This window comes from Kriegella aquimaris (assembly GCF_900103215.1).
Lineage (GTDB): Bacteria > Bacteroidota > Bacteroidia > Flavobacteriales > Flavobacteriaceae > Kriegella > Kriegella aquimaris.
The window spans coordinates 136,191-149,990 of sequence record NZ_FNGV01000011.1; the positions used below are offsets into that span (position 1 = coordinate 136,191).

The window sequence follows — 13,800 nt, forward strand, 5'->3', positions numbered from 1 at the left end:
ATGGAATGGATTTTAAGCGTGTCACTTCTTCCTCAAAAACCTATGTAATTCTGCTAATCGTGGCAGTGGCCATATTATTATTTACGGCCAGTATTACGTATAAACAAATTAAAAGACTTCAACAATCTGCCGATGGCATAGCCTTGACATTGGAGATAGACAATGCTATTGAAAAGTTATTTTCACTTTATGCACGAATGGAATCGGAGAAATTCAGGACTGTTCTTTTAGGAGAGGAGATTTCAAATTCATCATGGCAAGACTATAAGTTGGCGGGTACGACGGCATTTAACGATTTACACGCGCTCTTAGAAAACAATAAGATTCAAAAAGAGAGACTTGACAGTATCGGCCAGTTGCAAGAGACCTTTTACGGCGCATTGAACGATATCGAGAACAACGCACCTAAAAAATTATCCCAAGAGGATATTCGCAAACAACTAATGTCCGTTTCGGAGATATTGGAAAAAGTACGTGCAATTAAAGACCAAATGTTATTGGAAGAACATCGGGTCATGATTCAAAGAAAAGTAGATTATGCTTCAAGAAGGTCATTGACACCGTTGACCTCGCTACTCATGGCATTTTTTGCCCTGGTGGTTTTTGGACTTTCTTTCAGTAAAATATATGCGAACAAAAGACAACTTCGCGCATCTGACGCCTTCCTGAGAAATCTTTTGGCAAGCACCGATAACATTGTAAATTATTACGAGCCGGTATACGATGGGTCAGAGAATATTGTCGATTTTCGAATTGTGTTCGCCAATGAATGTAATAGAGATTATTTGGGCTTGCCACCTGAAGAAATAATGGGCGATTTGGTAACTAAGGTGTTTCCCCATTTGTCCCTGAATGGAGAGTTTGAAGATTTGGTACGAAGTTTCGAAGATCAAACAAAAGTAGGTTTTGATAGGGAACTTTCTGTTAATGACAATAAGCTGTGGTTTAAATCAATCGTAACCCCGGTTTCTAAGGGAATAATGGAAACTGCAAGAAATGTAACTATAGAGAAGCAAGCCGAAGAAAAGTTACGGTCACTGAATCAAGAACTGGTTAATCAAAACCAAATATTAAAAGATACCGAATCGTTTTTGGCCGGTATATTACGAAGCACCGAAAATGTCATCATGTCTTTTGAACCGATATTGGATGATTCAGGATTTATTGTTGATTTTGAATTTTTGTTTATAAATGAACAGATTCGTGACGTACTTAATAAGCGCCCCATCGATATTTTGGGTAAAAGGGTCTCCGAAGTTACGCCCACGGTATTTAGTACGGGTGTTTTCGAGAAAATGGTGGCGTGTTATATGGAAGATAAAAAAATGGATTATGAAACCTCCTATATAAGAAATGGGGAGAAAATGTGGTTTCATGGTACAGCTATAAAATGTGATAATAGTGTTACTGTAACTTCTAGGGATATTACTAAAGAAAAAAAATCAAAAAGAAAGATTCAAGAAGTAAACGAAAGGTTGCGGGTACAGAACTCTATATTCAAAGATGCAGAAAGTGTTGCGAGCATAGGTAGTTATATGTGGTACCTTGATGACGGCAGTGCAAATATATCTGATAATTTTTATAATATTTTGGGCTGTGAACCAGGTTCTTTTGAAGTCACCTTTGATCGATATCGTGAATTTGTTCACCCAGATGATTTGGATATTTATGATACTTTGGGCCGTCAAACCACTAAAAATGGACAGTCAGAAGTACATGATTATAGAATTGTATCAAAGACCGGGGAGGTAAAGCACCTGCATCTAGAGGGTCGGTTTATTAAAAGAAACGGTAGACCGGTATCAGTGGGAGTGGTACAAGATATCACCAACATGGTGAAGGCTGATGAGGATTTGCGAGCAAGAAATTTTGAGTTGAAACGTAACAATGCAGAATTGGAATCTTTTAATCGAGTGGCCAGCCACGATTTACAGGAACCGCTGCGAAAAATACAGTTATTTCTTTCTCGTATAGATGATGAAGATCGAGGTAGGCTTCGTGAAAAGTCACGTAACTATTTAGATAAGGTGAATAACGCAGCAAACCGTATGCAATCGCTTATACGAAATTTATTGACGTATTCGAGAATAGACGTTACCCACGATGATTTTGAAATGGTCGATTTGAATTTGGTGATTGAAAAGGTTGAAGATGATTTGGCCGTTACCATAAAAGAAACAAAGGCAAAGATTATCTATGAAAAACTACCCACTGTAAGGGGGGTTGTTTTTCAAATGGAACAGTTGTTCTCGAATTTAATTTCGAATGCATTAAAGTATCGAGATACTAAAGTTGATTTAAAGATTGTTCTGAATTGGGAAAAGGTGCATCGCGAACAAATACCACAAGATTTTATAAAATCTAATAAACATTATCACAAGATTACCGTTCTAGACAATGGCATTGGCTTTTCCTCTGAAAATTCCGAAAAGATATTCGAAGTCTTTCAGCGACTGCATCAAAGAACCGAATATTCGGGAACGGGTATCGGTCTGGCCATATGTAAAAAAATCGCTGAGAATCATCACGGCTTTATTTATGCGACCGGTGAGCTTGGCAGGGGTTCTGCATTTATCATCTATTTACCCAGTTATTAACCTTCGTACAGTATTGACTATTTACATCTTCCAACTACATCTTTTGAGCATTTCTTTCTCTTCCTGATCAATAAACGAGTTCGATTAAGAATATTTTAACGGCTTTTTGACCCGAAAACAATAATTCTATAACACAATGCGAAAATTGTGTAAGATTAAACGGGGTCATCCTATCGATCTTTACAGTATTAATCTCAATAACTCCGTTGAACGTTCAAAATAATCGGATAAAGTGCACCAAAATAGAGATGTGGAAATGAAAAATCTATTAAAGTTAAAATTGAGAAAGTATTTGCGTATGATTCATTTGAATCAATAAAAGGAAATCTGTGCCGAAGTTGATGTGTCTATCTTCATTTCAAGTTTTTAGAATGATAAATCATCAACAAATGGCCCACGGGTATCAACCGAAACATTAGTAATAAATATTTAAAGCCGATTCAAGCCAATGTCTAGAATTTTTTATTTGATAATTGTATTGTGCTTGATTAGTTGGGCAATAGGATTCTTCCTGTTTAGTTTGGGAATTCTGGTTCATATTTTACTGGCAGTAGCGGTCGTCATAGCGATTTGGCAAGTGCTTCGAAACAGGTAGATGTAGTTTAGAAATATTAACTTTTAAAAACAACACCATGAAATCAATAGTTTTAGAAACAGCGAAAATAAAAGATATGTTTAACCAACTTCAGCAAAATTTGGGAGGCCAGTTGAATGTAGATTCAAAAGAACATATTCTAAGTTTAGATAATGAAATAGGATGCGGAAAAATTAAAGGACAAACCTTTAAAGGTGGTTTGTCATATCTGGAGTTCGATATGGTTTTTTCCGAAGATTTTGTCTTGATTACACAAACACCTGAAAACTCTCCGATATGTTTCGCGTACTGCTCAAAAGGAAAGGTAGGTCATAGTTTTGGCCAATCTAGCGAAGTACGGGAGTTGGAAACTTTCCAAACTGGAATCCTAACAAACGAGCCCCACCAAGATAATGTCTTATATTTCAAGAAAGATGTTAACCTTATAACGTCGTTAATCGTGGTCAGTACTGCTGGCACCGCCGCCACCAAAAAGAATTCCTATAATTATAGGATGAAAGAACTTTTTTTCAAAGATAATGTTTCTGAAAATTCACTATATATAGGGTCATACAATCTTAAAATTGCCGAGAAGTTTGAAGAACTGAATGCCATCTCACAAAAAGGAATCGTTAGAAGTCTTTTGATAGAGGGGTTCGTGCACATGATTTTGGCCCTAGAAATACAACAGCATTCTGATGATTTGGAAAGTGAAGCCAATAAAACCGGTTCTTTGAGCCTAAAAGAAATGGATGCCGTAAGGGAACTCTCGAAATTTATTAGCAACTACCCCGAAACTCAACTGTGCATCAAAAAATTGAGCCGTATGTCAGGCCTTTCCCCTTCAAAATTGCAAGAGGGATTCAAATTAATGCACAATCGTACCGTAACAGATTACATTAGGGAGGTGCGAATTCAAAAGTCGGAAGAACTTATTAAGAATACAGACCTGAATATTTCAGAGGTAGTTTATAGCATTGGTTTTACAAGTCGAAGCTATTTCTCGAAAATATTCAAACAGAAGTATAACTGTAGTCCCAAGCAGTATAAAGACAATCAAAATAGAGTAGCCGTTATGGCGTAATCAGTTTTGAGGTTCCCCTAGAAACCAGCCTATATCAGGCTGGTTTTTTTATGCTTTTTGTTAAATGGATTTATGGATTGAATTATGGTTGATAGTCATTATGGACCGAGTGAAACATGGCAGTCATCTGTGGTTGAATGCAACTGAATTTGGGGTATTATTTAAAGAATTGACGAAAAGGTTAGATTTCAAATAAAGAGTTCAAATTTCGTTAATAGCTTTTCGTGTTAATCGACCTTCGGCCAATTTTCCCATATTATTATCGGCGTCGTATTCTTCGTTTAGGGTGGCTTGTAAAGTTTTGGCTATATTTCTGTAACCCAATTCTTTGGCATACCGAACAGCGGTTCCATAACCTGAGATTTCATAGTGCTCGACCCGTTGCGCCTCTGCAATCAAACCAATGTCTATCACCTCGTCATCTTCCGCTTGGCTAATAAAAGTTTTCGCTTCTTTGATCAGTCTCTCCATGGCCTTTGAGGCCGTTTGTTGAGGCACAATATGCAACTCCTTTAAAATTGACCCCATACGACTCCTTTGTACCTTGGTCTCTTGCAAATGATTTTTGAAAGCTGCTCTAAGTTCATAGTCACTGGCCATTCTTGCCATGGTCGACAAGGCTGTGACCAATTGAGTTTCGACGCTATATAAATCTTGAAGTTGATGTTCAAATAAATCTTCCAATGTTTTCATAGTAAATTTTATTCACTGTTAGCTAATTCTAAACTTACATCAAGGTAAGTCGTGTAATGGGGAAGCCTTGCCTTGATAAGCTAAAACATTGATCCTAAAATAATTTGGTTCTCTGAGGGTGAGTGTAATGCACTTTTTAATGCAATCCATACTTATGTTGCTTCGAACGATTTTCCGTGTTCTTTCCGATTTTCTTTTTATGTAATTTTAGCAGCAAAGCCTCAAAAACATGCAAAAGCCGAACGAAAGATTGAAAGAACAAACCTGTATTGTTACAGGAGCCAGTTCAGGCATTGGAGAGGCAATAGCCAAATCTTTGGGCATGGAAGCTGGCAATGTGGTCGTCAACTATCGTAAAGATAAAGAAGGGGCGGAAGTAGTGGCCGATTGGATAAATAAGAATTCCGACTGCGGAAATGCCATTACCCTCCAGTGCGATGTTAGTAAGGAGGATGAGGTAAAGGCCATGTTCAAAAGTACAATCGACCATTTTGGTACTGTAGATGTTTGTGTTGCCAATGCCGGTATTCAAAAAGATTATCCACTTCACGAGATGCCATTGGCCGCTTGGCAAAAGGTCATTGATGTAAATTTGACCGGCCAGTTTTTGGTTGCGAAAGAAGCCATACTGGAATTCCTTAAAAGAGGTATGCGTCAAGATGTTTCCAAATCATTAGGGAAAATTATACATATCAGTTCTGTGCATGAGGAAATTCCTTGGGCTGGCCATGCAAATTATGCGGCATCGAAAGGAGGCCTGCTAATGCTTATGGAAAGTATTTGTCAAGAATATGCTCCTAAAAAAATACGCTGTAATAGCATTGCACCAGGGGCGATTAAAACCGACATCAACAAAGAAGTGTGGAGTTCGAATCAAGGAATGGACGATTTATTAAAGTTAATTCCCTACAAACGAATTGGCATACCTGAAGATATTGGAAGCGTAGCAAGTTGGTTGGCCTCGGATGAATCGGAATATATAAACGGCACCACTATTTTTGTCGATGGAGGTATGACTTGTTATCCCGGTTTCACAACAAATGGCTGATTTTATTTAAAGAATCGATATGGACCAAAATGGTGTACAATGGGAAGATAAAGCCGAAGACCTACTTGCAGAAATTAGGGCGGGCAAGAAAGCATATAGTGTTTTTGTAACATCCGATAGATATCGCCGCAAACAAATAAAACCTGAAATATTGGAAAGTAACTTGGTGAATGTCGGAGTAGATGCATTGCTAGTTCAAAAGAGCAAGATCTTATAATTAATTATAATATTCTAAAATCATAAAGGCATGAAAAAATTATTAAGAGTGCTTCTGGCAGGTTGGGGAGCAAAGAAAATCGGTGGCGGCAAGTGCGGCTGTATTGGAGCCGTTATTGTATTTATAATTTTATATTGGCTCCTAGGCTATGTATTGAATTGAAACGACATTTCAGGCTGCCCTTTATCATAAAAAAATATATAAAAGTCAATTGTGTTAAAACTTATAGGTTTTGAATCAATCGGCTTTCTTGGTAATCGATAATTTAGTAACTCATATGCAGGTTAAGCTTCATTTCTACTAGTAGAAATGATTTATATGAAGTTGTTTAAGAAAGGGAATGCGGGGGCGCATTCCCTTTCTCCTTTGATATTCTTTATCAGAGTAAGTTTAGTACTGAATAAACAGATGATTGGGTTGAAAAGACAAGATTCCTGGTTATCCATAACTACTGAAATTAATAGTCTCTTAGAATTACTTGAACTATTTGATTACAAAGTCAAGCAATTCGCTGTTTGCTTTATCCAATGATAAAATACTGCGTTCAATAGAAGATTTCAATTGATTAAATGATTTGGGCTTTTGTAAATAACGGTCTGCCCCTTTTTCTTGCAAGAGCGTAACTTTGAACTTATCAAAAAATGTTGAATATATAACAATGGGAAGAGCATAAAGCTCTGGCTCACGTCTAATATCGGCCAAACATTCTTCCCCGTTCATCAGGGGCATGTTCAAATCAAGAAAAATAATGTCCGGTAATTTTTTCTCCCTATCCAAAAGGTCTGCCATTAAATCGACTCCGTTGTTGAAAGTCTTAACCACGGATTTGATCGTTAATTCGTTCAGCGCATCGGTAAAGAGCTCTCGGTCATCTTGGTCGTCATCTACTAAAAAAATGTAAGGGGCCTGTTCTTCCATATTAGTAATAAGTTATAGTTGATATCAAAAGGGGGGACTTTTATGAAATATGATTTAAATTTTGAAATATTCTTTCATTGCTAATACCAATGTTTTCTTAAAAACCCTGTCTCGTCTTAAAAGTAGAAATAACGTCGGAGCGTCTTTCTATATCGTCATTTATACCAAACATTTTTAAATAATTTTTCACTGTTGTCATTTAGGAAACTGCCATTCTTATAAGTTTCATGATTCATGATAAATGTAACGCAAGCAAGAATATAAGGTTTGCTCTAAAGGAGGAATCATGAACTCGAAAGCATTCATTAACCATTTGTCAATTGAAAAATAATGTTAATTTTAGGCACGCTTCGAATCAATAAAAAAGCAATTATGCGAGAAATGGACAAAGTGGTACCGAATTTAGGGAGTAAAGGTGTTTTTGTAGGTCGATGTTTTGTGTCGGATACCCAGGCATATAAAGGTATTTACGGACCCCATGTCGTCTTGGTAAAGAACAACGAGGTATTTGATTTGTCCGAATATTTTTCTTCTACGGCTCAACTTATCAATACACCGAATGTCGTTTCCAAACTGCTGAAATTGGAACATTTGAAAAGTTTAGGGAAGTTAGATGACATTCTTGAAAATTCCATTTTCAGTGAACGAAAAAGTGAATTACCATATTTTGTGGCACCCAATGACATTCAAGCGGTGAAAGCCTGTGGTGTTACTTTTATTGAAAGTTTGCTCGAAAGGGTCATTGAAGAAAAGGCAAAGGGAGACGCTAGTAAAGCTTCGGAACTACGAACGGTAATCATCGATAAAATTGGTGAGGACTTAAGTACCGTTACACCCGGCTCAAAAAATGCGATGTTATTAAAGAAAGAACTACAGAACCAAGGGTTGTGGTCACAATATTTAGAGGTCGGTATCGGTAAGGATGCCGAAATATTTACCAAAAGCCAACCGTTGTCATCCGTAGGATATGGTGCCGAAGTCGGAGTCTTGGAAGATTCTAATTGGAACAATCCCGAGCCCGAAGTAGTTCTGGCCGTATCGAAAGAAGGCCGAATCGTTGGGGCCGCTCTTGGCAACGATGTAAACCTACGCGATTATGAGGGCAGAAGCGCCCTGCTCTTGGGCGAGGCAAAAGATCAGAACGGTTCTTGTGCCATTGGGCCATTAATCAGATTGTTTGACGACTCATTTACCTTAGATACTATTAAAAAAGAAACTATCAATTTAAAAATCACCGGGGTCGATGGCTTTGAACTTATAGCCTCTTCGCCAATGGGTAAAATTAGTAGGGCACCTGAAAAGTTGGTAGCGCAGGCCATTGGCAAAAACCACCAATACCCTGATGGATTGGTTCTTTTTTGTGGAACCATGTTCGCACCGACAAAAGACCGCGATATTCCGGGTAACGGATTCACCCATAAGGTAGGCGACAAGGTTGAAATCTTCTCGGAACACTTGGGAACTTTGGCTAATTGGGTAAACGATTGTGATAAAATAGCCCCTTGGGAATGGGGAATTTCATCCTTTTTAGAATTTCATACAAAAAGAAGTTTGGCATAGGCCATATAGTTTTCACGTAGAAAATACCATTGTAAATTATCTGTAAATGACAAAGAGAAGAAATTTTATTAAAAAAAGTGCGATGGCCTTCGGTGCCGTTACCATACTGCCGAACCATGTTGTTTTTGGTAAAAAACCAATCTACAACAGTAAGGGAGAGGTCGTCAAGAAAGGAACCGTTCTGCCCAATGATAAGGTGAATATGGGTTTTTGTGGTATCGGAAACCGTGGCGGACAGATATTCAATGAATTTGTAAAGACAGGCATGGTTAATGTTGCCGTATTTTGTGATACGGATATGGGAGCCGAACATACGCTAAAAAATCTCGAAGCATTTCCCGATGTTCCCAGGTTTCAAGATTTTCGTAAAATGCTGGATAGTACCGCTGGAGATTTAGATGGAGTATGTATTGGTACTCCTGATTTTTCGCATTTCCCGATCGCTATGCTTGCCATGTCATTGGGTAAAAACGTTTATGTAGAAAAGCCACTGTCACGCACCTTTGAAGAATCAGAACTTTTAATGGATGCTGCAAAAAGACACAATGTAATAACCCAAATGGGTAACCAAGGCCATTCAGGTGAGAATTATTTTCAGTTTAAGAGTTGGGTTGAAAACGGAATTATAAAAGACGTGACCAAGGTTACGGCACATATGAACGGTAGACGACGCTGGCACGGTTGGGATACGTCGATGAAACAGTTCCCAGAAGCTCAAAACATGCCTGATACCTTAGATTGGGATACTTGGTTGGGTACGGCCAAACACCACGGTTATCACGAAGATTTTATTAATGGCCAATGGCGCTGTTGGTACGATTTCGGAATGGGTGCCTTGGGCGATTGGGGTGCACATATTATGGATACGATGCACCAGTTCTTAGATCTTGGTCTGCCATCGGTAATCGATCCGGTAAAAATTGAGGGACACAACCTCTTGTTTTATCCGCAGGCATCAACCATTGACTTTAAATTTCCAAAGCGGAAAAAAATGCCTCCACTAACGATATCATGGTATGATGGTATGAACAACATTCCTGAAATTCCTGAAGGCTATGGCAAATCAGAATTGGATCCTAATATTCCAGCGGCCAGCAACGGGAAAATTAAGCCTAACAAACTCAACCCGGGTAAGATAATTTACAGTAAAGATTTGACCTTTAAAGGCGGAACACATAGTAGTCCGTTATCAATTATTCCTGAGGAAGCCGCAAAAGATATGGCACCGAAGTTGCCCGTGGTTCCTGAAAGTCCCTCGAATCACTTTGAGAATTTTGCTTTGGCCTGTCGCGGTGAGGAAACAACGCGTTCCCCATTCGAAATTTCCGCCCCTTTAAGCCAAGTTTTCTGTTTGGGAACCATTGCGCAACGACTTAATACAAAGTTGAAATTTGATAGAAAAAAGAAACGCATCACCAATAATGAACTTGCGAACCAATTATTGGTAGGTGCCCCGCCACGCAAAGAATGGGAAGAGTTTTATAAACTCTAATTCACTTAATAGTACGCTTTATACAATTTAGGTAGCCCGATCAAGCCTTACAGGTTTGATCGGGCTTTTTTTATTCAACGTCAGAGGTATTTATAGATGTGCGTAGCTACCCATGTTGATGATTTTTGTTTCTATTCTATTGCTATACAATAACTTACCGACCCTACTTAGATTTATTTAAAAACTTCTGGTCGCATGTTGCTTGATCATCCTTAACGGAAGCATAAACATTTGATGTCAAAAAATTTAACTTGAAATAAAAATATTATCGTTTTTTTGCAAAAAAATTTACTTATATGATATATATGGGTATATTTAGTCAAAAAAATATATTATAAGTAAAATTTTAATTCTAAAGTTTTTTAACATTTATAAACCAACCAAATTCCAACAACAATGAACAAAAGTAAAATTAGATACTTCCTGCTGCTATTTACGGGAATGGCACAGGTGCTTTCGGCCAATATTCTGGGTAATGGGGCAACTGCCAAAATGGATGTCGCCATAGTGTCGGAAATAAGTTTTCAAGGTATACTTCAAGGCACCGTAATGGATGATCAGAATCTTCCGTTGCCCGGCGCATCAATAGTTATCAAGGGTACTACCGACGGTGTCGTGAGCGATTTTGACGGAAACTTTAGTATAACGGCATCAAGTGGCGATATTCTCGTCGTATCGTATATAGGGTATGAATCAAAAGAAATTGCGATTGCCGATCAAACCCAGATAATAGTTACTTTAGATACATCAAGTAGCGAGTTGGAAGAGGTTGTAGTCACCGCTCTGGGAATTAAGAAAAGTAAAAAACGCATCGGTTACGCTACCCAAGAAGTCAAAGGAGCTTCAATTCAGAAAGCAATTACCCCTAATGCCTTGGAGTCTTTGTCTGGTAAAGTTGCCGGACTTACCGTAATTAGTAACGGAGCAGATTTTTTCTCTGATCCAAGTATATTTTTAAGGGGAGAGAAGCCCTTATTGGTGGTAGATGGAGTGCCCCAACCAAATACCGATTTTTGGAATATCAGTTCTGATGATATCGATAATATCAATGTACTTAAAGGGGCAGCGGCATCAGCCCTATACGGGTCTCTAGGTAAGAACGGTGCCTTGCAGATCTCAATGAAAACGGGAAAAGGTACAGATGGTACTGTAGTTTCTGTTAATAGTTCTACAACTTTTCAAACAGGCTTCCTAAGAATTCCGAAATCGCAGACCCAATATGGTCCGGGAAATACCGGGCGATACGAGTTTGGTACTGGTGCTGCCGGTGGGGGAGGAGTAAATGATTTTGATTATTCAATATGGGGGCCTAAGTTTGATGGTAGGCTAATCAAACAATCTGACTCACCCATCGACCCAGATACGGGTGAACGTATTCCAACACCTTGGATTTCAAGAGGCCCCGATAACCTCGGGAATTTTGTAGAGACCGGTCTAGTTACTTCTAATAATTTTACCGTACGCTCGAGTTCTGAAAAGGGCAGTTTTATTGTTTCGAATACCTACAAACATGCGAAAGGCTCGATTCCGGGGCAAAAGCTTGATATTAATACCATTAGGCTCTCCGGGAACTTGAATGTTTCCGATGCGATTACCGTTGATGCTTCATTACAGTACAACTATCAATATTCCGATAATAGAATAAGGGGGAGCTATGGCCCTACTTCGCCTGTTTATTTGTTGAGTATTTGGGGAGGGGCTAATTTTGATGTGCGAAATTTGGAGCATGTCTGGGTTCCGGGCAAGGAAGGTATAAAACAAGATTTTGTTGAAAATTGGCGGTACAATAACCCTTATGCCTTGGCCTATAATTGGAAAAAGCCATGGACCAAACATGATATACTTACGTACGCAAAGGTGAATTTTAAGCTTTCCGATAAAGTTAATGCCTTTGTAAGAAGCTCGCTCAGCACCTATTCCCTGACCGATAACGAAGAAATTTCCATGGATATTTACAATTATGACATTCCTGACAGGGGAGGGCGGTTTAGGTACAATGCTTCGCGTCATTTTGAGAACAATACCGATTTTTTAATAACATATAGCGACCGATTCTATAATGATGATGTTTCTGTAGAAGCCACTCTCGGAGGTAATCAGCGCTATTACAACATGCAGAGAGAAAGCGCAAGTACAACTCAGTTAATTGTACCTGAGATTTTTACGCTTGAGAATTCAGTAGATCAAGTAACGCCTACCAGTTCAAAGGTGTCACAAGGGGTCTACAGTGCCTATGCCGTTTTAGACTTCTCTTATAAAAATCAAATATTTTTTGGAATGACGGGCAGGGTAGATAGGTCATCGACGCTTCCGGAGGCAAACGATACATTCTTCTATCCGTCCATTTATTCGAGTATCGTACTGAGCGATATGATTAAATTTCCAGATTTTATCAATTATTTAAAATTAAGAACGGCATATGCTCAGGTAGGTGGTGATTTAGGTATATATGAGGCTACAAATTCGTATTCCACAGATAGATATAGAAATTTGCCGACCGCAAATTATCCCAGTACTTTAGAGAATCCCGATTTACAACCCTCATTTACCAATTCTTATGAATATGGATTTGAAATGAAATTTTTCAAAAGTAGATTGGGTATCGACTTTTCATATTATAGAAACCAAAATGGCCCGCAAATCTTTACACAACCATTTTCCGACGCTTCGGCCTATAGTGGAATTTTGTTGAACGGAAGAACCACGGAACGAAAAGGACTAGACTTCTCGATAACCGCCTCACCGATACGAACAAAAAATTTCAATTGGAACGCCATTATTAATTTTGATAAATCTAAGAACTACTTAACATCCTTGCCAGCATTACCAGATGGCACCGTGCCAGAATGGGAGGGCGAATCCGATGCTAATTTTAGAACAAAGGTGGGTACGCCCATTGGTGATTATTGGTATTATGTGTGGGAGGAATCCCCAGATGGTGAGCTGATTATTTATGAAAATGGATTGCCTAAAAGGACGGATTTTAAAGTGAATACAGGAAATACGCAACCTGATTTTATTGCAAGCATTAATAACTCTTTATCGTATAAAGACCTAACTCTTAGTTTCTTGTTTGATGGTAGATTTGGTGGAATAACCCAAGATGCCTATGAACGCGATCTTTGGAGGGCAGGAGGTCATCCTGATGCTATTCATCCAGAAAGAGAATTGTCGAATATTGCCTATATCAATGGAGGTGATGCCAAAACAATGCAAATAGAAGGGGTGACCATTATATCCGGTGATGCAACATACGACCCAGATGGAAATATTCTTACAGATACTCGGGTGTTCGAACCGAGTACCTACATGGTAGATTACCAGTCTTGGGCAAGCCGATATAAGGCAGATTGGCCCAGTGTTATTAAAGACAAAACCTTTATTAAACTTAGAGAGGTAGCGTTAACGTATAATTTTACTTCCAAAATATTAGATAAAACCTTCTTTGATTCTGCCTCGTTTTCGATAATCGGTAGAAACTTATTGTATTGGACAAAAGATCACTATTACGGGGATCTAGACACCTATACTTTAAATCAAGGAGATACGGGGTTGCAACTACCTTCTCAAAGATCGGTTGGTTTTAATCTAAATGTTTCATTTTAATACTGTTAATC

Annotated in this window: 11 protein-coding genes; 9 read left to right on the top strand and 2 right to left on the bottom strand. The window is 38.5% G+C overall.

Annotated features, from left to right (window positions below; all coding sequences use genetic code 11):
• Positions 1-5: 5 nt before the first annotated feature.
• From BLS33_RS18420 to BLS33_RS18425, 3 genes are all read left to right on the top strand, one after another.
• The gene (locus BLS33_RS18420; RefSeq protein WP_089893062.1) at positions 6-2,597 is read left to right on the top strand and encodes an ATP-binding protein; all 2,592 of its coding nucleotides are present in this window, start codon (positions 6-8) and stop codon (positions 2,595-2,597) included.
• A gap of 448 nt (positions 2,598-3,045) precedes the next feature.
• Entirely contained in the window at positions 3,046-3,192 is a 147-nt protein-coding gene (locus BLS33_RS25440) for a lmo0937 family membrane protein (protein WP_143017642.1), read from the top strand.
• A 37-nt stretch (positions 3,193-3,229) separates the two neighbouring features.
• The gene (locus tag BLS33_RS18425) at positions 3,230-4,255 is read left to right on the top strand and encodes a helix-turn-helix domain-containing protein (protein ID WP_089893064.1); all 1,026 of its coding nucleotides are present in this window, start codon (positions 3,230-3,232) and stop codon (positions 4,253-4,255) included.
• A 201-nt stretch (positions 4,256-4,456) separates the two neighbouring features.
• Here the strand turns inward: BLS33_RS18425 and BLS33_RS18430 are convergent, their stop codons facing one another.
• The gene (locus BLS33_RS18430; RefSeq protein WP_089893067.1) at positions 4,457-4,948 is read right to left on the bottom strand and encodes a YciE/YciF ferroxidase family protein; all 492 of its coding nucleotides are present in this window, start codon (positions 4,946-4,948) and stop codon (positions 4,457-4,459) included.
• Positions 4,949-5,177: 229 nt separating this feature from the next.
• Here BLS33_RS18430 and BLS33_RS18435 point away from each other — a divergent pair, with 229 nt between their 5' ends.
• The 3 genes from BLS33_RS18435 to BLS33_RS25320 are packed head-to-tail and all read left to right on the top strand — an operon-like array spanning position 5,178 to position 6,375.
• Entirely contained in the window at positions 5,178-5,996 is an 819-nt protein-coding gene (locus tag BLS33_RS18435; protein ID WP_089893070.1) for a glucose 1-dehydrogenase, read from the top strand.
• 19 nt (positions 5,997-6,015) lie between these two features.
• Positions 6,016-6,213 (top strand): hypothetical protein, encoded by a 198-nt coding sequence (locus tag BLS33_RS18440; protein WP_089893073.1) that lies wholly within the window; start codon positions 6,016-6,018, stop codon positions 6,211-6,213.
• Between the two features lie 30 nt (positions 6,214-6,243).
• Positions 6,244-6,375, top strand: coding sequence for a hypothetical protein (locus BLS33_RS25320; RefSeq protein WP_262495086.1), 132 nt, complete (start codon positions 6,244-6,246; stop codon positions 6,373-6,375).
• Between the two features lie 321 nt (positions 6,376-6,696).
• Here the strand turns inward: BLS33_RS25320 and BLS33_RS18445 are convergent, their stop codons facing one another.
• A complete protein-coding gene (locus tag BLS33_RS18445; protein WP_089893076.1) occupies positions 6,697-7,131 on the bottom strand; it encodes a response regulator in 435 nt (144 codons plus the stop codon).
• Positions 7,132-7,503: 372 nt separating this feature from the next.
• Between BLS33_RS18445 and BLS33_RS18450 the strand changes: the two genes are divergently transcribed.
• The 3 genes from BLS33_RS18450 (at position 7,504) to BLS33_RS18460 (ending at position 13,789) form a co-directional block, all read left to right on the top strand.
• Positions 7,504-8,691 carry a fumarylacetoacetate hydrolase family protein gene (locus BLS33_RS18450; RefSeq protein WP_089893199.1) on the top strand — a complete coding sequence of 396 codons (1,188 nt, stop codon included), beginning with the start codon at positions 7,504-7,506 and terminating at the stop codon, positions 8,689-8,691.
• A gap of 46 nt (positions 8,692-8,737) precedes the next feature.
• Positions 8,738-10,183: a Gfo/Idh/MocA family oxidoreductase gene (locus BLS33_RS18455; RefSeq protein ID WP_089893080.1), complete on the top strand. Its 1,446-nt coding sequence runs from the start codon at positions 8,738-8,740 to the stop codon at positions 10,181-10,183.
• A 396-nt stretch (positions 10,184-10,579) separates the two neighbouring features.
• Positions 10,580-13,789 carry a SusC/RagA family TonB-linked outer membrane protein gene (locus BLS33_RS18460; protein ID WP_089893083.1) on the top strand — a complete coding sequence of 1,070 codons (3,210 nt, stop codon included), beginning with the start codon at positions 10,580-10,582 and terminating at the stop codon, positions 13,787-13,789.
• Positions 13,790-13,800: the final 11 nt, after the last annotated feature.

Bases quoted from the DNA above. Each gene is read 5' to 3' on its own strand.
- BLS33_RS18440 (WP_089893073.1), top strand. From the start codon at position 6,016: ATGGACCAAAATGGTGTACAATGGGAAGATAAAGCCGAAGACCTACTT.
- BLS33_RS18420 (WP_089893062.1), top strand. From the start codon at position 6: ATGGATTTTAAGCGTGTCACTTCTTCCTCAAAAACCTATGTAATTCTG.
- BLS33_RS25320 (WP_262495086.1), top strand. From the start codon at position 6,244: ATGAAAAAATTATTAAGAGTGCTTCTGGCAGGTTGGGGAGCAAAGAAA.
- BLS33_RS18435 (WP_089893070.1), top strand. From the start codon at position 5,178: ATGCAAAAGCCGAACGAAAGATTGAAAGAACAAACCTGTATTGTTACA.
- BLS33_RS18445 (WP_089893076.1), bottom strand. From the start codon at position 7,131: ATGGAAGAACAGGCCCCTTACATTTTTTTAGTAGATGACGACCAAGAT.
- BLS33_RS18450 (WP_089893199.1), top strand. From the start codon at position 7,504: ATGCGAGAAATGGACAAAGTGGTACCGAATTTAGGGAGTAAAGGTGTT.
- BLS33_RS18430 (WP_089893067.1), bottom strand. From the start codon at position 4,948: ATGAAAACATTGGAAGATTTATTTGAACATCAACTTCAAGATTTATAT.
- BLS33_RS25440 (WP_143017642.1), top strand. From the start codon at position 3,046: ATGTCTAGAATTTTTTATTTGATAATTGTATTGTGCTTGATTAGTTGG.
- BLS33_RS18455 (WP_089893080.1), top strand. From the start codon at position 8,738: ATGACAAAGAGAAGAAATTTTATTAAAAAAAGTGCGATGGCCTTCGGT.
- BLS33_RS18425 (WP_089893064.1), top strand. From the start codon at position 3,230: ATGAAATCAATAGTTTTAGAAACAGCGAAAATAAAAGATATGTTTAAC.
- BLS33_RS18460 (WP_089893083.1), top strand. From the start codon at position 10,580: ATGAACAAAAGTAAAATTAGATACTTCCTGCTGCTATTTACGGGAATG.